Source organism: Streptomyces blastmyceticus, assembly GCF_039521185.1.
GTDB lineage: Bacteria > Actinomycetota > Actinomycetes > Streptomycetales > Streptomycetaceae > Streptomyces > Streptomyces blastmyceticus.
Genome location: NZ_BAAABW010000025.1, coordinates 1 through 24978, shown reverse-complemented (window position 1 = coordinate 24978; position 24978 = coordinate 1). Strand labels below are relative to the sequence as shown.

General features: G+C 72.5%; 23 protein-coding genes. 5 read left to right on the top strand and 18 right to left on the bottom strand.

Annotated features, from left to right (window positions below):
- Positions 1–38: 38 nt before the first annotated feature.
- A complete protein-coding gene (locus ABD269_RS22375) occupies positions 39–1241 on the top strand; it encodes an RNA-guided endonuclease InsQ/TnpB family protein (RefSeq protein WP_344120342.1) in 1203 nt (400 codons plus the stop codon).
- A 34-nt stretch (positions 1242–1275) separates the two neighbouring features.
- On the opposite strand, the gene ABD269_RS22370 is transcribed toward ABD269_RS22375, so the two are convergent.
- The 9 genes from ABD269_RS22370 to ABD269_RS22330 form a co-directional block, all read right to left on the bottom strand.
- Positions 1276–3219 carry a hypothetical protein gene (locus ABD269_RS22370; protein ID WP_425572957.1) on the bottom strand — a complete coding sequence of 648 codons (1944 nt, stop codon included), beginning with the start codon at positions 3217–3219 and terminating at the stop codon, positions 1276–1278.
- A gap of 119 nt (positions 3220–3338) precedes the next feature.
- Entirely contained in the window at positions 3339–4130 is a 792-nt protein-coding gene (locus ABD269_RS22365) for a tyrosine-protein phosphatase (protein ID WP_301887864.1), read from the bottom strand.
- A gap of 140 nt (positions 4131–4270) precedes the next feature.
- Positions 4271–7390 (bottom strand): alpha-N-acetylglucosaminidase, encoded by a 3120-nt coding sequence (locus ABD269_RS22360; protein WP_344120339.1) that lies wholly within the window; start codon positions 7388–7390, stop codon positions 4271–4273.
- 109 nt (positions 7391–7499) lie between these two features.
- Complete coding sequence (locus ABD269_RS22355; protein ID WP_344120337.1) at positions 7500–8147, bottom strand: LuxR C-terminal-related transcriptional regulator; 648 nt, start codon at positions 8145–8147, stop codon at positions 7500–7502.
- 29 nt (positions 8148–8176) lie between these two features.
- Entirely contained in the window at positions 8177–9478 is a 1302-nt protein-coding gene (locus tag ABD269_RS22350) for a sensor histidine kinase (RefSeq protein ID WP_425572956.1), read from the bottom strand.
- 145 nt (positions 9479–9623) lie between these two features.
- A complete protein-coding gene (locus ABD269_RS22345; RefSeq protein ID WP_301887868.1) occupies positions 9624–10190 on the bottom strand; it encodes a winged helix-turn-helix domain-containing protein in 567 nt (188 codons plus the stop codon).
- A gap of 401 nt (positions 10191–10591) precedes the next feature.
- Positions 10592–10966, bottom strand: coding sequence for a hypothetical protein (locus ABD269_RS22340; RefSeq protein ID WP_344120335.1), 375 nt, complete (start codon positions 10964–10966; stop codon positions 10592–10594).
- 132 nt (positions 10967–11098) lie between these two features.
- On the bottom strand, positions 11099–12103 hold the full coding sequence (gene sph, locus ABD269_RS22335; protein ID WP_344120333.1) for a sphingomyelin phosphodiesterase: 1005 nt from the start codon (positions 12101–12103) through the stop codon (positions 11099–11101).
- A 130-nt stretch (positions 12104–12233) separates the two neighbouring features.
- Positions 12234–12602, bottom strand: a complete 369-nt coding sequence (locus ABD269_RS22330) for an arsenate reductase family protein (protein WP_344120331.1) — start codon at positions 12600–12602, stop codon at positions 12234–12236.
- Positions 12603–12720: 118 nt separating this feature from the next.
- Here ABD269_RS22330 and ABD269_RS22325 point away from each other — a divergent pair, with 118 nt between their 5' ends.
- Positions 12721–12999 (top strand): hypothetical protein, encoded by a 279-nt coding sequence (locus tag ABD269_RS22325; RefSeq protein WP_344120329.1) that lies wholly within the window; start codon positions 12721–12723, stop codon positions 12997–12999.
- A gap of 65 nt (positions 13000–13064) precedes the next feature.
- Here the strand turns inward: ABD269_RS22325 and ABD269_RS22320 are convergent, their stop codons facing one another.
- Positions 13065–13577 (bottom strand): hypothetical protein, encoded by a 513-nt coding sequence (locus ABD269_RS22320; RefSeq protein WP_344120327.1) that lies wholly within the window; start codon positions 13575–13577, stop codon positions 13065–13067.
- Positions 13578–13656: 79 nt separating this feature from the next.
- Positions 13657–15066: a type I glutamate--ammonia ligase gene (glnA, locus tag ABD269_RS22315; RefSeq protein WP_116211339.1), complete on the bottom strand. Its 1410-nt coding sequence runs from the start codon at positions 15064–15066 to the stop codon at positions 13657–13659.
- A gap of 250 nt (positions 15067–15316) precedes the next feature.
- On the opposite strand from glnA, the gene ABD269_RS22310 reads away from it, so the two are divergent.
- Positions 15317–15784 carry an RDD family protein gene (locus ABD269_RS22310; protein WP_344120324.1) on the top strand — a complete coding sequence of 156 codons (468 nt, stop codon included), beginning with the start codon at positions 15317–15319 and terminating at the stop codon, positions 15782–15784.
- Positions 15785–15883: 99 nt separating this feature from the next.
- Here the strand turns inward: ABD269_RS22310 and ABD269_RS22305 are convergent, their stop codons facing one another.
- The 4 genes from ABD269_RS22305 to lipB all read right to left on the bottom strand — a co-directional run bounded on the left by ABD269_RS22305 (position 15884) and on the right by lipB (position 18956).
- Positions 15884–16564 carry a DUF4191 domain-containing protein gene (locus ABD269_RS22305; RefSeq protein WP_301887877.1) on the bottom strand — a complete coding sequence of 227 codons (681 nt, stop codon included), beginning with the start codon at positions 16562–16564 and terminating at the stop codon, positions 15884–15886.
- Positions 16565–16574: 10 nt separating this feature from the next.
- Positions 16575–16823 (bottom strand): SCO2195 family GlnR-regulated protein, encoded by a 249-nt coding sequence (locus ABD269_RS22300; RefSeq protein WP_301887878.1) that lies wholly within the window; start codon positions 16821–16823, stop codon positions 16575–16577.
- 223 nt (positions 16824–17046) lie between these two features.
- A complete protein-coding gene (lipA, locus tag ABD269_RS22295) occupies positions 17047–18012 on the bottom strand; it encodes a lipoyl synthase (RefSeq protein ID WP_301887879.1) in 966 nt (321 codons plus the stop codon).
- A gap of 161 nt (positions 18013–18173) precedes the next feature.
- Complete coding sequence (lipB, locus tag ABD269_RS22290) at positions 18174–18956, bottom strand: lipoyl(octanoyl) transferase LipB (RefSeq protein ID WP_301887880.1); 783 nt, start codon at positions 18954–18956, stop codon at positions 18174–18176.
- A gap of 311 nt (positions 18957–19267) precedes the next feature.
- Here lipB and ABD269_RS22285 point away from each other — a divergent pair, with 311 nt between their 5' ends.
- Positions 19268–20719: an NsdA family TPR-like regulatory protein gene (locus tag ABD269_RS22285; protein WP_301887881.1), complete on the top strand. Its 1452-nt coding sequence runs from the start codon at positions 19268–19270 to the stop codon at positions 20717–20719.
- A 49-nt stretch (positions 20720–20768) separates the two neighbouring features.
- Here the strand turns inward: ABD269_RS22285 and ABD269_RS22280 are convergent, their stop codons facing one another.
- The 3 genes from ABD269_RS22280 to ABD269_RS22270 form a co-directional block, all read right to left on the bottom strand.
- Positions 20769–22094 carry an NAD(P)/FAD-dependent oxidoreductase gene (locus tag ABD269_RS22280; RefSeq protein WP_344120319.1) on the bottom strand — a complete coding sequence of 442 codons (1326 nt, stop codon included), beginning with the start codon at positions 22092–22094 and terminating at the stop codon, positions 20769–20771.
- A 172-nt stretch (positions 22095–22266) separates the two neighbouring features.
- Positions 22267–23166 carry a TIGR01777 family oxidoreductase gene (locus tag ABD269_RS22275; protein ID WP_344120317.1) on the bottom strand — a complete coding sequence of 300 codons (900 nt, stop codon included), beginning with the start codon at positions 23164–23166 and terminating at the stop codon, positions 22267–22269.
- A gap of 21 nt (positions 23167–23187) precedes the next feature.
- Positions 23188–23709 carry a DUF4240 domain-containing protein gene (locus ABD269_RS22270; RefSeq protein ID WP_344120509.1) on the bottom strand — a complete coding sequence of 174 codons (522 nt, stop codon included), beginning with the start codon at positions 23707–23709 and terminating at the stop codon, positions 23188–23190.
- Between the two features lie 186 nt (positions 23710–23895).
- On the opposite strand from ABD269_RS22270, the gene ABD269_RS22265 reads away from it, so the two are divergent.
- Positions 23896–24825: an SDR family oxidoreductase gene (locus ABD269_RS22265; protein ID WP_344120315.1), complete on the top strand. Its 930-nt coding sequence runs from the start codon at positions 23896–23898 to the stop codon at positions 24823–24825.
- The last annotated feature ends 153 nt before the right edge of the window (positions 24826–24978 follow it).

Here is a 24978-nt window from a genome sequence, read left to right as displayed (position 1 = left end):
GTGAGGCGTACGTGATCCATGCCCGCTATGCTGACACCGTGACGACACCATATGAAGCCGGGGATGCCGGGCACGCCCGGTACACCTACCGGCTTCGTCTGTCGTCTGCTGCGCTCGCTGCGCTGACATCCGAATGGGGCCGGTGTCGCTGGGTGTGGAACCAGTGCGTCGCCGAATCCCGTGCCGCGCACAAGGCCGGGGAGAAGTGCGGCCCGGCGCGGCTGGACAGGATGCTGACCGGTTGGCGTACCGGGCATGAGTGGCTGCGGGTTGGTTGTTCGGTGCCGCAGCAGCAGATCATCCGGGACTTCGCCAAGTCCCGCGCCAAAGCCCTCAAGGACATCAAGGCGCGGCTGTCGGTCAGGCGGCGGGCGGGGATGCCCAGGTTCAAGAAGAAGGATCTGGCGGAGCCGACGCTGAACTACACCCGGCGCGGATTCCGTCTCAAGGACGGGCGTCTGCACCTGGCCGGGGGCATCGTCTTGACGGTGGTGTGGTCGCGGGGCCTTCCCGCCGATCCGTCCAGTGTGCGCATCTACTGCGACAGTCTGGGTCACTGGTATGCCTCGTTCGTCGTCAGAGCCGGAGCCCAGCCATTTCCCGCGTCCGACCGGTGTATCGGTATCGACTGGGGCGTGAAGGAGACCGCGACCACCACCAGCGACGGTCACGACCTCCCGCATGCCGGGCACGGGAAGAAGGCCGCCGACAAGCTCGCCCGGTACCAGCGGATGATGGCCCGCAGGAAGCCCGGGCGCGGCCAGGCCGCATCGAAGCGATATCGCAAGGCGAAGCGGCAGGCTGCGAAGGTGCACAAGAAGATTGCCCGGCAGCGGCAGGACACCGCCCGCAAATGGGCAAAGCGCGTCGTCTCGGACTTCGGTCGGCTTGCGGTAGAGGACTTCCGGCCGAAGTTCCTCGCGAAGTCCACCATGGCCCGCAAGGCCGCCGATGCGGCGATCTCGGCCACCAAGCACGAGCTGATCAACATGGCGCGCAAGCACGGCCGGGACCTCTACCTCGTGCATCCTGCGCACACCACCATGGACTGCGGACGTTGCGAAGCGAGAACCAAGCACGCACTGCCGCTGTCGGAACGTACCTACACCTGCACCGCGTGCGGAGCCGTCTCGCCCAGGGACAAGAACTCCGCACGCGTGATGCTCGTCCGGGCTGGTCTGGACCCGGCTGGCGCTGATCGCGGAAGACCTGACGGGCCGCCGGTCCGCCAGGCGGCGTGAGCCAGGAATCCCCCGGCTCACGCTGGGGGAGCAGTCAATGGATGGCGGTCAGCTTCTTCCCGTCCGTCAGGCGCGCGGTGAGCGCGCTCCGGGCGCCGGGCTTCGCCGGTACGGCCAGCAGTCGGCCGGAGGCGGTCGCCTGCACCGCGCCGGTCGCGGCGATCGACTCCACGTCGTCGCTGCCCGCCGCGAGCGCGTACCAGTTCCCGGCGGGCGACTTCCACAGGACGCCCGCCAGGGCGTGCGGGTCGTGGGCCCCGCACGCGGGGGAGTCCTCGGCGCGGGCGACCGGCGGGCTCGCCGCGCCCGGCCGGGCCCCCGGCGGCTGGAACAGCGCCAGCACCCGGCTCCCCGCGCCCCGCCAGGTCTCGGCCCGGGTGCACAGCCACTCCGCGCTGCCCGCCGCGCCACCGGGCAGCGGCTGGGTCGCGAAGGTCCAGGAGTTCACCGAGCGCACGCCCTGCGACCGCATGGTCTGCAGGTGGCAGGCGGTGTGCGCCCAGTCGGCGCGGGCCGCGGGGCCGGTGACGTCGTGCTGCCCGTCGGGGGCGCCGACGGTGAGCCGGGCCGGGGTCAGCTCGCCGAGGTCGGTCACCAGGCGGCCGCCCATCTGGAGCGCCGGCCAGCTGCGGCAGTCGTTCGTCGGCGCCGGGCTGATCGTCGGGTCGGTCACCCCGTCCGCGGCCGTGCGCAGGGGCTGCGCGCTCTCACCGGGCTTGAGGAGGTCGCGCACCGCGACCTCGCTCACCCAAGGGGCCGTCAGATAGCGGACGTTGCCGTCGGCCCGGCCGACCACGACGGCGGTCGCGGAATCCCCGTCCGCGGCGTCCGCGCGGGCGAAGTCGAGGGCCGCGCCGCCGGTGTCGCCGTTCTTGGCCTCCGCGTAGCGCACCAGCCGCAGCCCGTCGTGGAACACCACGACCGTTGCCTGGCCGACCTCGCCCGCGTACAGCAGCTGCGGGGGGCCCGCCGCGGGCCCGGTGGCGGTGCCAGGCGTGGACGTCACGCGCACGCTGCTCCCCGGCCGCGCCCAGACGGCGAGGGCCCGGCGCAGCAGCTCCTGGTCGTCGGTGCGGTCGCCGCGGGCGGGCCAGACCGCGAAGCCGGAGCGGTCCGCGCGCTTCCAGGTCCCGGTGCTCGCGCGGGTCAACTTGGCGGGATCCAGTGCCTGTTGGGCCGCGGCGTTCTGCGCGTACGGGGGAGCGGCCGCGCCGTCCGGGCCCCAGCCGCTGCCGGGCAGCACCAGCAGCGTCCCGCACACGGCGGCCGCGGCGGCGGCCGCGAGGGCCGCCCGGGCGTGCTGGCGGCGGCGCATCAGGTCCGTCGGCCGGGCCTGGAGGGAGCACGGGTCGAACTCCATCGACTCCAGCAGCGACGCGTCCCGGCTCCCGGCGGGCGTGCGCAGGCCCGACGCCTCGACGACCGCCGCCGCCGGATCCTCGACCCCGGCGGCCTTGAGCACCTGCCGCACGTCACTGTCGGACGGCAGCTCCAGGACGCGCAGCACATACGCGGCCCGGCCGGGTCCGGAGAGGGCGGCTAGCGCCTGGTCCAGGGCGAGTTCGTCGGCGCCGCCCGAGCGGGGGAAGAGCCGCAGGCCCCACACCTGCGGCAGCAGCGGGGGGAGCTGGCCCGGCTTCGGCAGCTGCCACCGCCCGCGCGGCCGCCCCGCCTCCAGCGCGGCCCGCAGCACCCGCTGCCGTACATACGCGTAGCCCGGGTCGGCCGGGGATCCGGCGCCGCCGCGCGGGGCGGGCACGGCCAGCCCGGTGAGCTCCGTCGTGGTGACCCTGTTGCGGGGCAGGGCGCGCTGGACGAGGGCGTGCGCGGTGAGCACACGGCGGTTGCGGCCCAGGGCGGGCGGCAGCACCAGATACCCGAGCCGTACGAGACGCGGGTAGTGCTCGATGAGCGCGGCCTCCGCCTGCTCGACGTCGACGGGCGGAAGGGGCCGGGGGGCTGTCGCTTGCTGCTCCACGATCCGTAGAACGAGTGAATCGTGAGATGGTCACCTCACCCCCGCCCGGCGACGGGAGTGACCCGTGGGGTCATACGTGACAGCAGTGACCGGTGGGTCCGGAGGTCATGGCCCGGTGTTCACGCCACGCAACGGGCGCGGATGCGGTCGACCGCCTCGTCCGGGATGCCGAGCCCGTCGCGCACGTACGCCTCCACCCCGCCGTACGCCCGCTCCATCTCCTCCAGCGCCGCCGCCAGATACGCGGGCCGCACCCCGAGGATCGCGTCGGCGATCTCCGGGTCGCCGCCCGCCGCCGTGAAGCGGTCGATGATCGGTGCGAAAGCGGCCCGCACGGCCGGGTTGACCGAGAGGTACTCCTCCCGCACGGTGGCCTCGTCCGCGCCGAGGAGCAGCAGGATGACGGTGGCCGCCCAGCCCGTGCGGTCCTTGCCCGCCGTGCAGTGGAAGAGGAGCGGGCCGCAGTCCGGTTCGGCGAGCGCCGACAGCAGGAGGCGGTACGCGTCGCAGGCGGACTCGGAGGTCACGAAGGCGCGGTAGGCGTCGCAGAGCAGCTTCTCGGCCTTGCCGTTGCCCAGGTGCTCCTCCGCGACCGCGGGGTTGCCGAGCACCGAGTCGAGCTTGGCGGGCACGCGCTCGGCGCCCGACATGCCGGCGGCCATCACGTCCGCGACGATCAGCCGGGCACCCTCGGGCACCTGGTCGGGGCGCTCGTGCCGCTCGTGCTCGGTGCGCAGGTCCACGACCGTGTGGATGCCGAGGGCGGCGACCGAGGGGTCGAGCTCCGGGTCGAGCCGGTCGAGCTGGCCGGAGCGCAGCAGCAGACCGGGGCGGACGGCCGAATTGCCGGCGAGCGCGATGCCGCCGAGGTCGCGAAGATTAATGATCGTAGAGGCGTCGAACTGCGGCATGGGCGCGTCTCTCCTTGTCGGATTTCTACCGTTATTGTGCCGAACGGTAGCCGAGGGCGCGCCCGCACCCCGCCCAGCCTGCCTCATGCCCGCCGTGACCGTCCGCGCGCGGTGGCCTTTCCCGGGCGGGAGGGGACCGCTCAGGCCAGCCGCCACCCGCTGAACTCCGCCAGGCCCCGCGCGCCGCTGCCGTCGTTGCCCGCCGTCAGGAACAGGCCCACGTCCTGCGCCGTGGCCGTGCCCGGCACCCGTACCTCCGCGACCACCCGCCACGTCCCGCCGCCGTCCGAGGAACACTCCCCCCGGAAGACGTCCGGGGCGATCCGGCCGAGCCGGAGCATCACCGGGGCCCGTACCCCCGTGACGCGCCGGTACGTGTCGAACGCCCCGGAACCACGCGCGTCGTACGACAGCACCACCCCCTGCCCCGGCGTCACCGCGAGGTTCACCGCCCCCGGCGACCGCGCCGCGAGGCCGTTGCGCGCGATGATGCCCGTACGCGCCCAACCGCCCGTGTCCGTCTGGCCGTCGACCCGCACGGTCGCGGTGCCGCCCGCCGTCAGCGCGCCCTCGCGGTAGAGAGCCCCGAACTGCTCCGTGCCCTTCCACAGGTCGGCGCCGGAGCCGTCGATCGCGAAGCGGTCGGTGCCCAGCTGGCCGAAGACGGCGGCGTTGTCGTCGACCGTGCGCCACCCGGCGGCGAGCGGCCCGGCCAGGAACAGCGCGTCGCTCCGTACGCTCCGCACCCGCTGCTCGCCCCGCGGGCCGTAGAGCGCGCCCGCCTCGTACGGCAGCCGGCGCAGCGGGCGGTCGAGCGGCGCGGCGGGCGCGGTGACGCGCCAGCGGGCCGTGCCCGTGCCGCCGGGGGCCAGGCCGGGCAGCGAAGTGGGGCCCTGTGCCGCGGCCTTGAGGCCCGTCACGGCGAGGTCGACGCGTCCGGTGGCCCGCAGTCCGTTCACATTGGTGAGGGTGACGGTGACCGTGGCGGTGCCGCCCGGCGGCACGGCGGCCGGGCGCACGGCGGTGGTCAGCGCGCCCTGGTACGGGGCGGCGGCCAGCGTGTCGCGTACGCGTACGGCCGTGCGGTGGGCGTCGGCCACCGGCCGCAGCGGGTGCGCCGTGCCGTCCCGCGTCCACGGCTCCTCCACCGCGAACCAGTCCACGGCCCGCGGCGGCCGCCCCTCGCGCAGCGCGTCCTCCAGCTCCTCCAGCCACCGCCGCCAGCGCGGCAGATAGAAGCCGCCCATCAGGCCGTGCCAGTCGCGGTTGGCGTAGTCGTGCAGCTTCCCACCGTCGGAGGTCGCCCGGCCGCCCCATATGGTCAGCAGCGCCCGCCCCGTGCGCACCAGCTCGTCGGCCTCCTCCGGCTCCGTGGCCATGGCGCGCGCGGCGGCGTCCCAGGGCCCCAGCAGGAACGCCCGGTGCGTGCCCGCGACGTCGTCGGCCAGGCCCATCAGCTTCAGCCACAGCGCCGCGAGCGCCCGGAAGGCGGTCAGGTCCCGGCGGTCGTGGGCGGCGCGGAGCTCGGGCAGGAGCTGCCTGCTGCGGTGCGCGAGCGCCTGGCGGGCGACGTCGGCCAGGTCGTAGCGGTAGGTGTCGCGGTCCCGCAGATCCGCGCCGACCGCCAGCAGGGCGCTGAGCGCCGCGTCGAAGCGGGCCGGGTCGTAGGACAGGGCGTTCGGCGCGTACTCCCCGGCCCGGTCGGTGGCGAGGTCCGGGCGGGCGGCGAAGAGGCTGTCGTGCGGGTCGCTGCGCTCGGGCGCGTGCTGCCGGTACGCGGTGTCGCGCAGCGCCGCCCACGCCTCCCGCGCCGCGGCGTCCTTGCGGCCGTAGCGGAAGTCGGCGTACGCGCCGAACCACTGCGCCCGGTCCGGCGCCGTCTCCCGCCACGCCAGCTCCGAGAAGTGCTCGAAGGCGGCCGGGTCGCGGTCGGCGGCCTCCGGCAGATACGCGGTGCCGGCCAGGGCGCTGCCTGGTTTGTCCCGCCACGCGAAGAACTTCTCCTCCCACACATGGGTCTTCGCGCCCAGCGTCGTGCGCCCGCCGAAGTTCGGGATGCTGCCGAAGGCGTACGGGGTGCCGCCCCAGTCCTTCTCCCGGTCGGTGATCCCCTCGAAGCGGTCGGAGATGCCGTCGACGATCAGCATCCGCTCGCGGTCGACGGCGGCGAGCAACTCGGGGAGCGGGTTGTTCTCCCAGCCGAGGATCACCCAGGTCGCCTCCGGGTGCGCGGCGCGCAGCGCCCGTTCGACGCTCCGGGCGGCGGCCGCGACGGGGACCCCGCCCGCCGTGCCCCCCTCGTGCAGCAGGTCCATCTTGAAGTGCGCGGCCTCGCCGAACAGTTCGCGCTGGTGCCGGTAGAAGGAGGCCGCTGTGCGGGCGAAGGCGCCGGTGCGCGGATCGAGCCAGTCGGGGCGCTCGAAGCCGTGCCACACGCCCTGGGGGACGACGCGGGCGCCGGGATTCCGCTCGGCGAAGCCGTCGGGCACACAGCCGTAGTAGCCCGGCAGGACGGGCGCCATGCCCAGCTCGCGCAGCCGGTCGCAGATCCGCCTGCCCAGCGCGGCGCGCCCGGCGATCAGCGCGGGGGAGAGGGGGCCGCCGTACCCGCTCAGGTTCTGCAGCAGCCACCACGGCTGGTGGGAGGGCGCGGGCAGCCAGGCGCGCGCCTCGGCGTCGTCGTACCCGCAGTCCAGCAGGGTGCGGTGGTGGACCGCCTCGTGCCCGGCGATCACCAGGACCTCGTTGCAGCCGTGCAGGGCGAGGATGTCGATCATCCGCTCCCAGTACGGCCAGTCGGCGTACGGGAAGGTGTAGCCGTCATTGGTGTCGTTGAGCGCGAAGCGGTGCGGGAGCGCGGTCGCGCGCCGCAGCGGGGCGCCCGGCGCGGGGAGGGCGGCCGGGAGGTCGAGGTGGCGGGCGCTCCAGGTGATGTGGGCCCCGCACACGTACTTCAGATACCAGTGCACACCGGTCAGCAGCACCGCAGGGCTCGTGCCCGCCACCTCGATCCGGCCGGCCGTTCCGGTGACCTCGAAGCGGTCCTGGCCCGGCGGCAGCGGGGTCAGCAGGAACTGCCGCGCGTGGTCGGGCAGCAGGCGCCCCAGCGCGGCGTGGGCGGGTGAGGGATCGAAGGGGGCGGGGCGCCGGGACGCGGAGGCGGCCGCGGGGGAGGCACCGAGGGCGGCTCCCGCGCCGATCGCTCCGACGGCCCCCAGCACCGCGCGTCTCGACGGCGACGGCCTCGGCAGCTCGGTCATGGCGCTCCCCACTGTGCGGTACGCGACAACGCACACGTGCGAGGCGCACGCTAGCGGGGGCCATCAGGGGGAGCAACGGCGGCCGAAGGCCCGCGGACGGCGGACGACCTCAGCCGCGGTCGAGGTACGCCAGTACGGCGAGCACCCGCCGGTTGTCGTCGTCCGACGGCGGAAGGCCGAGCTTCGCGAAGATGTTCGACGTGTGCTTGGTGACGGCCCGCTCCGTGATCTGCAACTGCGCGGCGATCGCGGCGTTCGACCGCCCCTGGGCCATCAGCTCGATCACCTCCCGCTCGCGCGGCGTGAGCCGCCCCATCGGCGTGTCCTGCGACCGCCGGGTCAGCAGCTGCGAGATCACCTGCGGATCCATCGCGGTGCCGCCCGCCGCCACCCGCCGTACGGCGTCGACGAACTGCGCCGCGTCGAACACCCGGTCCTTCAGCAGATACCCGATGCCCCCGGTGCCGTCGGCGAGCAGCTCCCGCGCGTACAGCTGCTCCACGTGCTGGGACAGGACCAGCACCGGCAGCCCCGGCGTGTGCCGGCGGGCGGCCAGCGCGCACTGCAGGCCCTCGTCGGTGAACGACGGCGGCAGCCGTACGTCCACGACCGCCACGTCGGGATTCAGCTCGGCGAGCGCCCGGGTGAGCTCGGGACCGCTCTCCACCGCCGCGGCGATCTCGAAGCCGAATGCCTCCAGCATCCGGACCAGGCCGTCCCGCAGCAGGAACAGGTCTTCGGCGAGCACTACGCGCAAGGGGAACTCCATGGGATGGTGACGGAGCGTCAGCGGAGGATGCAGGGGATCTCCATCGTGACCATGGTGGGCCCGCCCGCCGGGCTGCTGACGGCCAGGACGCCGTCGAAGGCGCCGAGGCGGCGCTCGATGCCGAGGAGACCGGTGCCGCCCGCCTCGCCCCGCCCGCCGGAGGACGGCGCCGCGCCGCCGCGGCCGTTGTCGGTGACGGAGATCCGCAGCGCCCCCTCGGCATGGCGCACGTCGAGCCAGACCCGCCGGGCGCGGGAGTGCTTGGCGGCGTTGGTGAGCACCTCGCTGACCGCGAAGTACGCGGCCGACTCGACCGGCTCCTCGGCCCGGCCCGGCAGCTGGACCTCCACCTCGACGGGCAGCGGCATCCGCAGCGCGAGGGCGCGCAGGGCGTCACCGAGACCGCGCTCGGCGAGCACGGGCGGGTGGATGCCGCGGACGAGGTCGCGCAGCTCGGCCAGGGCCTCGGCGGAGTCGGCGCGGGCCGTGGCCAGCAGCCGCTTGGCCTGGGCGGGGTCCTGCTCGATCAGCGCCTCGATCGTGCCCAGGCTCATCCCCATCGCCACCAGCCGGGCCTGCGCGCCGTCGTGCAGGTCGCGCTCGATGCGGCGCAGCTCGGCGGCGGAGCTGTCCACCGCGTCGTGCCGGGTATCGGTGAGGTGCTCGACGCGCAGCGCGAGCTCGCGCTCCCGGGTCGGCTGCAACAGCTGCTTGGCGAGCAGGAAGTGCGCCCGCAGGAGGTACTGGTTGACGAAGATCCCGAGCACGCCGAACGCGAGGCCGGTGGCCGCCGCCAGATTGGCGGTGAACTGGTCGGTGACGGGCACGAACGCGAACCACTGCACGTCATTGACCCGGACGATCGGCTTCCACACACCGAGGGCCAGCACCAGGCCCCAGAAGACATAGACGATCAGCGTCGCGGGCAGCAGCGCGAGCACCGCGCCCGCCGACAGGTCGACGAACAGCCACTGCACATCGCGCCACGTCGCCTTGTCCTTGAGCAGGGTGAGGCAGTGCTCCACCTGCCCCGCGAACCCGCCGCGCCGCGCGGGCAGCTTGCGGTACGGAGCCGGAATGCGCACCCCCGACCACGCTTCGGCCTGGCGGCGCCGCTGGTCGGCGTGGGACCGCACGGCCGACAGGACGACCGGGGTGGTGAAGAAACCGATCCCCAGCATCATCAGCACCAGGGATATCAGCGTGAACGCGAAGAGCAGCGTCGACATCACCAACCCGAAGACCGTCAGCCACAGCCCCCGAGCCGCGGCCAGCAGAGCGTTGACGATCTTCATTCCGGTGTCCCCCGTGCGCGTCATCCCGGGACCGTGGCTCGGCCCCGAACTGACTCTAGTCTGCGCACGCACACCCGCCCGGTCACTGGGGTCACCACCCCGGCCATGGTGTACCTAACCCCCCTGACCTCGGACGATCCCTTTTCGGGGACGGTCCGAGGGGCGCTGCTCAGTAGCCGGCGGGAGGCGCGTACTTATAGCCCACGCGACGCACGGTCACGATGGACGCGCGGTGCTCCGCGCCCATCTTGCGGCGCAGCCGGGCGACGTGGACATCGACCGTGCGGCCGTCGCCCACGTGACCGTAGCCCCACACCGTGGTCACCAACTGGTCGCGCGTGTGCACCCGGTGGGGGTGCGCGACGAGATGGGCCAGCAGCTCGAACTCCAGGTAGGTCAGATCCAGCGGCTTGCCCGCGATCCGGGCGATCCGCTGCTCGGGGTCGATGCTCACCAGAGCATCCCCCCGGGTGGTGGCCGCAGCGGCCTCGGGGGCGGGCTGCTCCGCCGGCACGAGCACGAGATACCCGATCATCGGCGGCTGGCCGGGGAGCGTGGGCACGGTGTGCTGGGGCGCGGGCAGCCAGGTCGCCGCACCGGAGTGCAGCAGCTCGGCGACCGGCGGCACCTCGTCGGGGGCCACGGCCCGCAGTCGGTGCCGGTGCGCGCCATGGGCGGCGGTGGGGGTGCCCGAGGATGCCGGGGCGGGCGCGGCGAGGGTACGGAGGTTCGTCATGGAGAGCTCAGCTCTTTCGCGCGGGAGACCGTCGAGGGACGTGCGTTGCGCGGGCCGTTGGCCGGTACCGGTGACCGGCGGCTGACTTCGACGTGGGGGTCAGCGAGGGGAGTGGGCCTGCGCGGAAGTCGCGCGGCAACACACTCGGTCGAAGTCGTGGTGCTGGCGGGAAGGCCAGAAGGGCTCGAGGTCGCTGCGACCCGTCGCGGTGTTCTGGAAGCTGGCCATGCGCCTATTGAAGCATGACCCGCGACGGGAGAGCAGGGGTTACCGCAGGTTGTTGCCGCGTTCCGAACGCGGCGCGGGCACCGTGAAGGCCGCGGCCCGGGGCGGAGCCCCCGCTGCGAGCCCCACTGGGAGGCCCCGCGAGGCTCGCACGCCCGGCGCTCCGCGCCGAAGGCTCAGTGCTCCATCACCTCGGGCTCCATCACCTCCGGCTCCGCCTCCAGCTCGACCGGCTCCCAGTCATAGCCGTCCGCCCAGCCCTCCGCGCCGCGCGCCCACGCCACGAAGACGGCCACGACCTCCTCCGCGTCCGCCATCCGCACCCCGAAGTGCCGCTCCGCCGAGCCGTCGCGGTACTCCACCTCGTACGGCCCGTCGCCCTCGTGCCACGTCTGGATGTAGTGGTCGCCCTCGCGCCCGTCGGCTATTCGCTCGACCACCACGAAGCGGTCACCGTCCGCGCCCAGCCGGCCGATCAGGCGGGCCAGCTCCTCGGCGTCGATCCCCGAACGGACCTCGCCGGGCTCGGTGTTCACGGTGATGGGCAGCATGGTTCCCCCTCGCTCCGGGGACCGCTCGCGATCAGCGGCCCGCATGGAGGAATCTTGTCACCCCCCACTGACATCCCGGCGACGGCGGGGTGGCGCGGGAGAAGTCCCGCACCGGGCCCGCCGTCGCGCGGCTCACCCGTTCCCGGCGATCAGCGGATAGTGGTCCGAGAGGTTGGTGTACGTGTACTCCTTGCCCCAGCTGGAGACCGTCCACGGCGCGGACCGCTCCTTGACCACCGTGTTCCGCCAGTTGTCCGGCCGTACGTGGCCGTTGCGGTGCAGCACGTAGTCGAGATCCTCCCGGCCGTCCGTCGGATAGCGATAGGACGCGATGGAGTTCTCCTTGGTGTCGAAGGAGTACGGGTGGCCGGTGCGGGCCGCCGCGGGCGCGAGATCGGCGTTGGCGAGCATCGACGCGTATTCCGTGCCGTGCGAGTCCACATTCAGGTCACCGGCGAGCATGACCTGCTCGTTCGCCGGGATTTTCTTCGCGTCCAGAAAGGCGTCGGTCTGCCGGAACTGCTTGGCGCGGTCCGCCACCGCCTCGCCCGCCTTGCAGCCGCTGTCGGTGGACTGCGTGTGGGTGCCGACGAGGTGCACCTTGGTGCCGTTCACATTCAACACCACATAGGCGAAGCCCTTGTTGGACCACCAGTCCGAGCCGCACGCGTCCTGGTAGATCACCTGCTCCTTGTGGACGATCGGCCATTTGCTGAGCACGGTCACGCCGCCGTCCTCCGGCGTGGTGGAGGAGTAATTCCCGCCCGTCGCGTCCCAGCCGTCCTTGCTCCGCCCGACGACCGGCGTCTGGTACGGGTACTGCCCGGCCGCATTGACCTTGAGGGCGTCCGAGGAACTGTTGTCGAATGCCTCCTGGAGCACGACGACATCGTTGCCCTGGAAGAAATCGGCGGCGGCTATCGCCTTGGCCCGGTGGTCCTGACCCCAGTTCGGATAGAGGTTCTTGCTCATCAAGAAGGTGTTGTACGTCAGCACCTTCAGCTCCGGCACCGAGCCGTCGGCGGGCGCTGCGGCCCGAGCCGACTGCGGCATTGCCGTGGACACCGCCACCGCGGCGAGCGCCGTGGCGAATGCGGAGACGATTCTTGCGGACTTCACGGGCTTGATGTGCGGCACTGCATCTCCCTGGGGGGTGAGGGACGAATCAGACGGGCCGTCAACATCAAATCAGAAAGGGTTACTTCCGGTTAGCCCCCAGGTGATCGAATCGCTTACGGAAGAAGTCGAAAGCGCTGGGCCTCGGCGGTCAGGGAGTGGACCTGGACAGAGCCACTCGTACCGCCTCGTCCGTGCGGGCCACCACCGCCGATCCGTCGTCCGCCGTGATGATCGGCCGCTGGATCAGCTTCGGATGCCCGGCGAGCGCCGCGATCCAGCGCTCCCGCGCCTCCGCGTCCCGCGGCCAGTCCTTCAGCCCGAGCTCCTTGGCCTCCGCCTCCTGCGTCCGCGTGATGTCCCACGGCTCCAGCCCGAGCCGGCCGAGCACGGCGCGGATCTCCTCGGCGCCCGGTACGTCCTCCAGGTAGCGGCGGACGGTGTAGTCGGCCCCTTCCGCGTCGAGCAGCGACAGCGCGCCACGGCATTTCGAACAGGCGGGATTGATCCAGATCTCCATGCCCGCCACCGTATCGCGAGACCCCTCAAGTGCGGTCTGACCTGGGCCGATTGTCAGTGCCCGGCAGTAAAATAGGGGGTGTTGAGCGAGGGCTCACACACGCGTCAGGAGGATGTCGATGGCCATAGCCGCACCACCTCACCCGAACCTGCCCAGTCTCCCGACCCTGCCGAAGAAGCGCCTGCCCGCGGGCCGGCCACGCGAGTGGTACGAGACGCACAACCGCCGCCTGAAGGCCATGCGCCTCGCCATCGCCCTGCTCCACTCGGGCGTCCACACCCAGGACCGCGCCGACAACCGCCGAATCCGCGTGGCCGCGACCCAGATAGGCGTCCACGTCCCATCCGACACCACATGCAGCCTGGTCCGCTCCCTCATCCACCCGAGCGCGGGCTGACCCACGACGCACGGGTCCCCTTGCCTCTCGTGGAGGCAAGGGGACCTGACGGGCTCGGCTCTCGCTCAGCCCGTGAGCGACGCCCGCATGCGGTCCAGCCCGCGCAGCACCTCGTCGCGGTTCTTCGCCTGCTTGATCCATGCCGGGAGGCGGCCGATGAGTCCCATCTTGCGCCAGGGCTCGTGCCAGGGGTCGTGCTCGCGCAGTGTCGCCTGCACGTACTGCCGCAGCAGGTCGAGGTGTTCGGCGTTGTACGCCCACAGGAGGCCGTGCCGGGTCCGCGTCCGGAGCCACAGCGGCACCTGGAAATAAGGGTCGCTCATCTCGGGATCGCCGTACCAGCGGAAGGTCATCGTCTGCTCGTCCCGCTTCCGGGACAGCCCGCAGTGGCGGCACACGAGCCGCCGCTCCGCGGGCCACCGGGGCGTCGCGCTGTCGGCGTCGCGGGGCACCGGGACGACCTGCGCCTGCCGCTCGCACTTCGGGCAGCGTACGAGCACCCTGTCGGTACAGGCGAAGTGGTACTTGTCGTGTCCGGGATCCCGGAAGCGGAGGGGCGGAGCGGAGGGTGCGGGCATCGTCCCAGGTTAAACAACGGCTGAGCCCCGCCGCTGCCCATGAGGCAGCGGCGGGGCTCAGCCGAACGAACCGCGCGATCTAGAGGTCGAAGTACATCTCGAACTCGTGCGGGTGCGGCCGCAGCTGGATCGGGGCGATTTCCTGGGTGCGCTTGTAGTCGATCCAGGTCTCGATCAGGTCGGAGGTGAAGACGCCGCCGGCCTGGAGGTATTCGTTGTCGGCCTCGAGGGCCTCCAGGACCGCCGGGAGGGAGGTGGGGACCTGGGGGACGCCCGCGTGCTCGTCGGGGGCGAGCTCGTAGAGGTCCTTGTCGATCGGCTCGGCGGGCTCGATCTTGTTCTTCACGCCGTCGAGGCCGGCCAGGAGGAGGGCCGAGAAGGCGAGGTACGGGTTCGAGGACGGGTCCGGGGCGCGGAACTCGACGCGCTTGGCCTTCGGGTTGGAGCCCGTGATCGGGATGCGCATCGCGGCGGAGCGGTTGCGCTGCGAGTAGACCAGGTTGACCGGGGCCTCGAAGCCGGGGACCAGGCGGTGGTAGGAGTTCACCGTCGGGTTGGTGAAGGCCAGCAGCGACGGGGCGTGCTTGAGGATGCCGCCGATGTAGTAGCGGGCGGTGTCGGAGAGGCCCGCGTAGCCCTGCTCGTCGTAGAAGAGCGGGACGCCGCCCTGCCACAGCGACTGGTGGACGTGCATGCCCGAGCCGTTGTCACCGAAGATCGGCTTCGGCATGAAGGTCGCGGTCTTGCCGTTGCGCCAGGCGACGTTCTTCACGATGTACTTGAAGAGCATCAGGTCGTCGGCCGCGGCGAGCAGCGTGTTGAACTTGTAGTTGATCTCCGCCTGGCCGGCCGTGCCGACCTCGTGGTGCTGGCGCTCGACCTGGAGGCCGGAGTTCTCCAGCTCCAGGGAGATCTCGGCACGCAGGTCGGCGAAGTGGTCGACCGGCGGGGCCGGGAAGTAGCCGCCCTTGTAACGGACCTTGTAGCCACGGTTGTTCTCGACCGCACCGGTGTTCCAGGCGCCGGCCTCGGAGTCGATGTGGTAGAAGGACTGGTTCGCGCTGGTCTCGAAGCGGACGCTGTCGAAGACGTAGAACTCGGCCTCCGGGCCGAAGTACGCGGTGTCCGCGATGCCGGTGGAGGCGAGGTAGGCCTCGGCCTTCTTGGCGATGTTGCGCGGGTCGCGGCTGTACTGCTCGCCCGTGATCGGGTCGTGGATGAAGAAGTTGATGTTGAGCGTCTTGTCGCGGCGGAAGGGGTCGAGGCGCGCCGTCGACAGGTCCGCGCGGAGCGCCATGTCGGACTCGTGGATGGCCTGGAACCCGCGGATCGAGGAACCGTCGAAGGCGAGCTCCTCGGCCGGGTCGAACGCCTTCGCCGGGATCGTGAAGTGCTGCATCACGCCGGGCAGGTCGCAGAAGCGGACATCGACGAACTTGACGTCCTCGTCCTTGATGAACTTCTTGGCGTCGTCGCCGTTCTGGAACATCCAACTCCTCCTAGCCCGGCCGCGAGCGGTCGGGGTTGCTTCGGTGGCGCGGCCCATGCGGTTTCGTGCACGTTCATATGCGGGTCCATATGCAGCGCCGCGCTGAGCCGACCCTAGAGAGACGGGATTTCCCAAGCATGACCCATTTGTTTCGCCGAGGTTAACCGGAACACGGCTCGAAGCGGGGTCGAAACGGCGAATACCGGACCCGGACGGAAGCGAACGTATGCGGTCGCAGTACCGTGGTCAGGTGGACAACAGGCAAGCAATGGGCTCATGGCTCTCCGGACCGCGCGCGGCCGCCGAGGAGATGGGCGTCGACTTCGGGTACCGGGGCGAGCGCCTCGGACTGCCGGAGAGCGGACCGGGCTCGATCGCACGGCCCGGGCGGCGCATCGCGGCAATCTTCATCGACTGGGCGCTGTGCATGCTCGTCGCCTACGCCTTCCTGGCGGACGGCAAGGCCCAACACACGAGCAACTGGGCCCTGCTGATCTTCTTCGTACTCAGTGTGCTCACCGTCGGTACGATCGGCTGCACCCCGGGCAAGCGTCTCCTGGGGCTGCGCGTGATCGGTGAGGACGGCGGCCGGCTCACGCTCCCGAAGGTCCTGCTGCGCAGCGTGCTCCTCGTGATCGTCATCCCGGCGATCGTCTGGGACCGCGACGGCCGCGGCCTGCACGACCGCTTCGCCCGGGCCGTCCAGGTCCGTATCTGAGGAGAGCGGCACACAGGGCGTACGACAACGAACGAAGGCGGGGCGGAACCTCTCGGTTCCGCCCCGCCTTCGTGTCGTATCGGGGGTCCTACGGGCGCCTCAGCGGCCCTTCGGCATCCGTGTGCCCTTCGGCATCGGCCCCTTCGGGATGGGCATGTTGCTGAGCAGGTCGCCGAGCGCCCGCAGTCGGTCGTTGACGACCGTCACCTGGGCGCCGGGCAGGACCCGGGGGAGCTTGAGCAGCGTCGTGCGCAGCTTCTTGATGGGCACCTGGCCCTCGCCGTCGCCCACCAGGATGTCGTGCACCGGGACGTCCGCCACGATGCGCGCCATGCGCTTCTTCTCGGCCGCCAGCAGGCCCTTGACCCGGTTGGGGTTGCCCTCGCCGACGAGCACGATGCCCGCCTTGCCGACGGCGCGGTGCACGACGTCCTGGTTGCGGTTCATCGCGACCGCGGGCGTCGTGGTCCAGCCACGGCCGACGTTCTCCAGGACCGCGGCAGCGGCGCCCGGCTGACCTTCGAGCTGCCCGAAGGCGGCGTGCTCGGCCCGGCGTCCGAAGACGATCGCCATCGCGAGGAAGGCCAGCAGGAAGCCCAGGATGCCCAGGTAGACCGGGTGGCCGATCCAGAAGCCGATGGCGAGGAGCACACCGAAGGTGACGATGCCCACAGCCGCGACGACAAGACCGACCTTCGAGTCGACCTTCTTGGTCATCTTGTAGGTCAGGGCGATCTGCTTCAGTCGCCCGGGGTTCTCGGATGTTTCCTTCCTCGCCATAAGGCGAAGTTTACGTGGCCTGCGGACCCGGGGTGGCCACGGCCTCCAGCAGGTGCTGCGCCTCGCGCCGGGCCTTGGCCCGGCGGCGGTCCTCCAGCACCGCGGTCCAGGCGTTCCGGCGGGCGGTGCGCTGACCACCGCGCATCAGCAGCCCCTCCAGGGCGCGCAGGGCCCCCGTGACGGACGGTGGCCTCACGGAGAGGGTGGCGGGCAGTGCGGAGGGCGGAGCGGAAGAGGCGCGTACCGGCGCGGCCTGCATGTCATGGTCCCCTCGGAAGCGGAATGGGATGACTGAGCAGCGGGGGGCTGGCGGTGCGGAGTGCGGGAGCACTGCTGCGGTGCGTACTCCCATCGTCACTGAACGGTGTTACCAATGGATGACCAGTTGGTCAAACACCTATGAAACGTTGACGCGGCCGATACCGTGCCCCCTTTCGGGTGGGCGGGTACCGGCCGCGTCGGGGTGCTGCGGGGCGGGTCGCTCAGACCGCCTGCGCCGAGGGGGCGGCGGCGCGCCGGTCCATCGCCTGCTGGAAGAGCCGGCCCGCGCGGTACGAGGAGCGGACCAGCGGCCCGGACATCACACCGGAGTAGCCGATCGCGTCGGCCTCGTCCTTGAGCTCCACGAACTCCTGCGGCTTCACCCAGCGCTCGACGGGGTGGTGGCGCGGGGTGGGACGCAGGTACTGGGTGATGGTGATCAGCTCGCAGCCCGCCTCGTGCAGGTCGCGCAGCGCCTCGCTGACCTCCTCGCGGGTCTCGCCCATGCCCAGGATCAGGTTGGACTTGGTGACCAGACCGGCCTCGCGCGCCTTGGTGATGACCTCCAGGGAGCGCTCGTAGCGGAAGCCGGGGCGGATGCGCTTGAAGATGCGCGGCACGGTCTCGACGTTGTGGGCGAGCACCTCGGGGCGGGAGGAGAAGACCTCGGCCAGCTGCTCGGGCACCGCGTTGAAGTCGGGGATCAGCAGCTCGACCTTGGTGTGGCCGCCCTCGCGCTCCGCCGTCATCGCGTGGATCTGCCGGACCGTCTCCGCGTAGAGCCAGGCGCCGCCGTCCGCCAGGTCGTCGCGCGCGACGCCGGTGATGGTGGCGTAGTTCAGGTCCATCGTGACGACGGACTCGCCCACGCGGCGCGGCTCGTCGAGGTCCAGCGCCTGCGGCTTGCCCGTGTCGATCTGGCAGAAGTCACAGCGCCGGGTGCACTGGTCGCCACCGATGAGGAAGGTCGCCTCGCGATCCTCCCAGCATTCGTAGATGTTCGGACAGCCGGCCTCCTGGCACACGGTGTGCAGGCCCTCGCTCTTCACGAGGTTCTGCATCTTGGTGTACTCGGGGCCCATCTTCGCCCGGGTCTTGATCCACTCGGGCTTGCGCTCGATGGGGGTCTGGGCGTTCCGGACCTCCAAGCGCAGCATCTTGCGTCCGTCGGGTGCGACAGCGGACACGTCCGGCTCCCTATGGCTTCGATTCTTCGGCGGACACCAGGGTACGCCCGTTAATTCGTACGTGTTTACGCGTATGGGGTGCGCGTGTGGGTTACGGGTGGGACAACCCGCGGCCGGTGGGGGCCATTCCCCCGTGCCGCCGGGCCGTCCCGGGGGAGCCGCTAGACGGCCCTCGGCAGCGGCTCCGCCGCCTCCAGGACCTCCCGCAGCCGCTTCTCCACCACGGGCACCACCTCGCTCACGGGCACCCGGCGCCCCAGCTCATTGGAGAGCGAGGTCACTCCCGCGTCCCGGATGCCACAGGGCACGATCCGGTCGAACCAGGTGTTGTCCGGGTCACAGTTCAGCGCGAAGCCGTGCATGGTCACGCCCTTGGCGATCCGGATGCCGATCGCCGCGAGCTTGCGGTCCTCGCCGCGCTGCCCGGCGTTGGACGGGGCGTACTCCGGGCCGTTGAGCCGCGGGTCGAACTCCTCGTCCGCGAGCCGCGGGTCGAAGTCCAGCTCCAGCCCGCCGGCCGCCGGCTCCGCCTCCCGGGCGTCGCCCAGCACCCACACGCCGCTGCGGCCCTCGACCCGGGTGGTCTCCAGTCCGAAATCCGCGCAGGCGCGGATCAGCGCCTCCTCCAGGCGGCGCACGTGGGCTATGACGTCCACCGGGCGGGGCAGCTTGAGGATCGGATAGCCGACCAGCTGGCCCGGGCCGTGCCAGGTGATCTTCCCGCCGCGGTCGACGTCGACGACGGGGGTGCCGTCCAGGGGGCGCTCGCTGTCCTCCGTGCGCCGTCCCGCGGTGTAGACCGCCGGGTGCTCCAACAGCAGACAGGTGTCCGGGACCTCGTCCGCGAACCTGGCCGCGTGCACCCGCCGCTGCTCCTGCCACGCCTCCTGATACTCGACGGCGTCCGCCCCGAAGCCCAGGTGGACAAAGCGCAGCTCACTCACGGCAGCTCCTCTTCGAACCTTTTCGAACCTTGCAGTGCACGGGTGGGTGCTCCCCGTGCGTCCCACGCCGTCTCACGGCCGTTCCGCACGCTGTCACTCACGCCCTTGCCACTGTACGGCGGACCGCCGGCACCGCCGCAGGCGGCCGGTCGGCGGCGGACCGGCCCCCTGGGCACCGGGAGCGCCTTCCATGCGTATTTGATCTGTCCTCACACGATCGGATGAATGCGGGGCGAAGGCGGCGATCGGGGCGTTGCGCGGCCGCTAAGTTCGCGCCGTTCCACAACGCGATCAGGGAGACCGGCAGGCTGATGACGGAACGACCCCCGCAGCGCATCCCCAATCGTCAGCTCGCCGCGCTGATCGCGGAGGCTGGCTTCTCCAACGCAGGGCTGGCTCGGCGCGTCGATCAGTTAGGGCTGGAGCACGGCCTCGACCTGCGCTACGACAAGACCTCGGTCACCCGGTGGCTGCGTGGCCAGCAGCCGCGCGGCACGACACCGGCGCTGATCGCCGAGGTCTTCACCCGGCGGCTGGGCCGACGGCTGTCCGCGCAGGATCTCGGGCTCGACGCGTGTGCGCCGGTGTACGCCGGGCTGGAATTCGCCGCCTCCCCGGAAGAGGCCATTGACATCGTCAGCGGTCTCTGGCGCAAGGACTCCGGGAGCCACACCGAGCTACGGAAGATCGCCTTCACCCCGGCGGGGCTGGTGGTGCCGAGCCGGGACTGGCTGATCGGCCGGGCCGACGAGCGCGTGGCCCGCGGCGCGGCCCCCGTGCCCGTCACGGACGGCGGCGCCCGGGTGCCCGCGCAGGCCCGCGGGCTGCCGCCGCGCCAGCGGCACGCCGAGCGCGGGCCCGGCGGCCGGGTCTCGATGGGCGACATCGCGGCGCTGCGCTCGGTCGGCGAGCTCTTCCGGACGCTCGACCACGCGTACGGCGGCGGGCACGCCCGGCAGGCCCTGGTGCGCTATCTGGAGCACGAGGCCGAGCCGATGCTCCGCGGCACCTACGGCGAGGCGGCCGGGCGGCGGCTCTTCGGCGCCGTCGCCGACCTCACCCGGCTCGCCGGGTGGACGTCGTACGACATCGCCGCCCACGGCCTGGCGCAGCGCTATTTCGTGCAGGCGCTGCGGCTCGCCCAGGCGGCGGGGGACCGGCCGTACGGCAGCTATGTGCTCGTGACCATGAGCAGGCAGGCGGTCTATCTCGGGCACGGCCGGGAGGCGGTGCAGCTGGCCCGGGTGGCGCAGCAGGGCGTGGGCTCGGGCGCGCCGTCCGTGGTGCAGTCGCTGCTGCACGCGGTCGAGGCCCGCGGGCACGGGGTGCTCGGCGAGGTGCGGGCCTGCTCGGCGTCGCTCGCGCGGGCGGAGCGGGCGCTGGAGAGCGCCCGGCCCGGCGACGAGGTGCCGTACTGGGCCCGGTTCTTCGACGAGGCGCAGCTGGCGGACGAGTTCGGGCACTGCCACCGCGACCTCCAGCAGTACCGGGCCGCGGCGCAGCACGCGGAGCGGTCCCTGCAGCTGCGGAGCGCGGCGTACGCCCGCAGCCGGCTCTTCTGCCGGGTGGTGCTGGCCACGGCGCGGCTGGGGCTTGGCGAGCTGGAGCAGGCGTGTGCGCTGGGCGCGGAGGCGGCGGCGCAGGCGGCCGAGATGCGGTCGGTGCGGGCCCTGGAGTACGTCCGCGACTTCGAGCGCCGGCTGGAGCCGTACCGCGACGCGGCGGCCGTCCGCGGGTACCGGGAGAAGGTCGCGATGCTGTGAGCGGGCCGGGGGCGGGCTGGGGTCCTGCCCCCGCCCGCCCCAAGAGGCCTTACGCCGCCTGGAGTTCGTCCGTGTCCTGGGGCGCGCGGATGCCCAGGTCGCGGAGGACCGCCAGCGCGGCGCGGCGGCCCGAGAAGAGCGCGCCCTGGACTGTGCTCGTGTCGCGGTGGTCGCCGCAGACGTAGAGGCCGGACAGCAGGCGGACCGGGCGGCGCACGTCGTGCGGGGCCGGCATGGCCGGGACCGCGTCGGCGTCGTGGTGGGCGGCCAGCAGCTGCCAGTCGGTGGTGGACGTGCCGTAGACCCGGGCGAGTTGGGCGCGGGCCGCGCGGTCCAGCTCCGCGGTGGGCAGCCCGGCCGCGGCCCCGAGCACCGTCGAGGTGATCAGCGCCCGGCCCGCGGGCGCCCGGGTGGGGTCGACCTCGCTGGCCACCATGGTGTGCGCGACGGGTCCGCGCCGCCCTCCGGCGATGATCAGCGATGCCTCGCGCAGCGGTGGGTCCACGGTGGTGTGGTGCAGCACCGTCACCGGGTGGAACCCCGGCATCCGCAGGCCCGGGATCAGCTCCGCCGCGGCCCGGGCGCCCGTGGCCACCACCACCGAGCGGCAGCGGAACCCGCCGTGCCCGGCCGTGTCGACGGAGGTGGTGCAGGCGGCCTCGGCGCGGACGCCCGTACGGACCGTGCCGGGCGGCAGCAGCGCGGCGAGCAGCTCGGGGACGGTGTCCGCGCCGCCCTCGGGCAGACAGAGGCGGCCGCGGGCGTAGCCGCGCAGCACCAGGTCGGCGCAGCGGCTGGAGGTCGTGAGGTCCGGGTCGCACAGCAGCGACGCCAGCAGGGGGCGCAGGAAGCCCTCGACCGTGCGGGACGGCAGGCCGCGCCCCGCGAGGGTGTCGGCGGTGGGCCGGTCGGGGCGGGCGAGGACCCGGTGGGCGGGCAGGGCGGCCAGCCGGGCCAGGGCGGTGCCCAGCCGGGCCTGGTCGAGGCCGCCGACGCGGGAGGCGCGGGCGGCGGTCGCGAGGGCGCGGGCCGTGGTGAACGCGCGCTTGGTGTGGCCGGGTTCGCCGGTGCGCTGGTTGCGCCCGTCGGCGTGGACCAGGACCCCGGGGGCGAAGGGGCGCAGGGTGAGCGCGTCCAGGCCCGGGGTGCGGAGCAGTTCGGGGAAGGCGGTGTTGAGCAGCTGTGCCGTGCGGTCCAGCCGGAACCCGTCGATCTGGCCGGTCGTCATCCGTCCACCGACGTAAGGGGCGGCCTCCAGGACGGTGACCGTTACCCCGGCGGCGGTGAGCCGGTGCGCCGCGGAGAGCCCGGCGAGGCCGGCTCCCACGATGACGACGTCGGCGTCGTGTGCGGTGTCGCGTGCGCTGCTGAGCACGTGCCCTCCTGGGGTCGGTCCGCTCGCTCTGGGGCCTGATGCCCTCAACGGGCAGCGGCAATGCGCGATTTGCCTCGACCGTAGAGAGAAATTCGGTCAACAACAGTCGCGCACGGACAGAGCACGGTCGCACGGCGGTAGCACGTCCTGGAGGGCCGTGCCGGGGCCGTGTTCAGCGTGTGTCGGTCAGCGCCGCGCGTACGGCGCTTTCGACGTCGGGGAACGCGAAGGAGAAGCCGGAGTCCAGCAGCCGCCGCGGCAGCACGCGCTGGCTCGCCAGCACGTCACCCGCCATCTCGCCCAGCGCCAGCCTGAGCGCGGGCGCGGGGGCGGTGCAGAGCGTCGGCCGGTGCAGCACGCGCCCCATGACCGCCGTCACCTCCCGGTTGGTGACCGGCCGGGGCGCGGTCAGGTTCACCGGCCCGGACAGCGTCCCGGTGTCCAGGAGGTGGCGCAGGGCGGCGACGTGGTCGTGCAGGGCGATGAAGCTCCAGTACTGGCTGCCGCTGCCCAGCCGCCCGCCCAGGCCCAGCCGGAACAGCGGGAAGAGCTTGGCCCAGGCGCCGCCGCCGCGCGCCACCACGAGCCCGGTGCGCGCGAACACGGTCCGTACGCCGGCTTCCGCCGCGGGCCCGGCCGCCTCCTCCCACTCCTGGCAGACGTCGGCGAGGAAGCCGTGGCCGGGAGGGGTGCTCTCGTCGGTCTCCCGGTCGCCGGTGTCGCCGTAGATGCCGATCGCGCTGCCGCTGACCAGCACGCGCGGCGGGGTGTCGAGGGAGGCGAGGGCCTCGGCGAGGGCGGCGGTGCCCAGCACGCGGCTGTCGCGGATCGTCTTCTTGTAGGCGGCCGTCCAGCGGTGGTCGCCCACGCCCGCCCCCGCCAGGTGCACCACGCCCTCGCACCCGGCGAGCCCGTCCGTGTCCACCCACTGCCGCCGGGGGTCCCACTCCACCTCGTCCGGGGTGCGGGGCGGGCGGCGGACGAGGCGTACGACGTGGTGGCCGTCCGCGGTGAGGGAGCGTACGAGTGCCGTGCCGATGAGACCGGTCGAGCCGGTGATCGCGATCCGCATGTGCCTATCCTGTCGGGCCTCTCACTGATCCCTGAAGCGGGACCACAGTCTGGGGAAGCGTTCGGCCAGGGCGGACTCGTCCTCCAGGTCGAAGGGCGTGCCGAGGGGTTCGCGCGGCGGGGCGGGCAGGCCGAGGTCCGGCGTCTCGGCGCCGGTCAGCTGCTCGTACGCCTCGTCGGCCGCGTAGCCCAGGTCCTCCCCGTCGCCGTCCACCTCGTCGTCGAAGTCCTCCAGGAGCTCCGCGAGGTGGTCGGGGTCGTGTATGCCGCCCTCGAAGACCTCCCGGCCCTGGCCGATGAGCCAGCAGCGGAAGTAGTCGAACGCGTCGTCGCTCGCGCCGTTCAGCAGCACGGACGCGGCGCCCCACAGGTCCCACAGGTAGGAGCGGTTGTAGCGCGCCTCGAAGTGCCGGGCGAAGTCCACGACGACGTCCGGGTCGAGCTGCATCAGCCGCTCGACCAGCAGGTCGGCCTGGTCCTCGGCGTCGCCCTCGGCGGCCTCGCGCGTGGCGTCGATCAGTTCCCAGAACTCCGTCTCGTCCATCACGGCACCAGCATCGGGCCAAGCACCGGGCGCCGCACGTGGAGCGGACCGGATGCGGCCGTGTCGTTACCGGCGCGTCGCCCGAAGGGGATCTCGCGAATCACGACAGGAGGTGTCCGGATTCGGTGGCAGGGTCGCCCACGCAACGACCGGCAGGACATCGGTACGACGAAGGGACACCGCAACGTGAACACTCGGAGCACGGCGAGCGGACCGCTGGTGGGCAAGGTCGCCCTGGTCGCGGGCGCGACGCGAGGGGCGGGCCGGGCCATGGCCGTGGCACTCGGCGAGGCAGGCGCGACCGTCTACGCGACCGGCCGCACCACGCGCGAGCACCGCAGCGAGGTCGGGCGGGCGGAGACCATCGAGGAGACCGCCGAGCTGGTGACGGCAGCGGGCGGCACCGGCATCGCCGTGCCCACCGACCATCTGGAGCCGGACCAGGTCAGGGCGCTCGTCGAGCGGATCGACCGGGAGCGGGGGCGGCTCGACGTGCTCGTCAACGACGTCTGGGGCGGCGACCACCTGCTGGAGTTCGACACCAAGGTCTGGGAGGTGGATCTCGCCAAGGGCCTGCGCATGCTGCGGCTCTCCCTGGAGACGCACGCGATCACCAGCCACTACGCGCTGCCGCTGCTGATCCGGCGGCCCGGGGGACTGGTCGTGGAGATCACCGACGGCACGGACGAGTTCAACGCCGCCTACCGCGGGAACCTCTTCTTCGACCTCGCGAAGTACGGCCCGATCCGGATGGCGCGCGGCCTCGCGGAGGAGCTCAAGGACCACGGCGGGACCGCGGTCTCGCTCACCCCCGGCTTCCTGCGGTCCGAGGAGATGCTCGACCACTTCGGGGTGACGGAGGAGACGTGGCGCGGCGCGGTGTCCAAGGACCCGCACTTCGCGATCGCGGAGTCGCCGGCGTTCATCGGCCGCGCGGTCGCGCATCTCGCGGCGGACCCGGACAGGGGGCGGTGGAACGGGGCTTCGCTGTCGAGTGGTGAGCTGGCTCGGGCGTACGGGTTCACTGACGCGGATGGGTCTCGGCCGGATTGCTTCGCGTACTTCAGGGATGTGGTGTTCGGGGGAAAGCGGGCGCCGGCGGCGGACTACCGCTAGCGCTTGGGGGCTTTGTTCCCCTTGCCCCGCCGCTGCGGCCGGGGCTCCGCCCCGGACCCCGGTCGGGTGCGGCCCGGCGGGTTGTTTCCCCTATCCCGCCCCTTCCCGAAACTGGGGCTCCGCCCCAGACCCCGGTCCTCAAACGCCGGACGG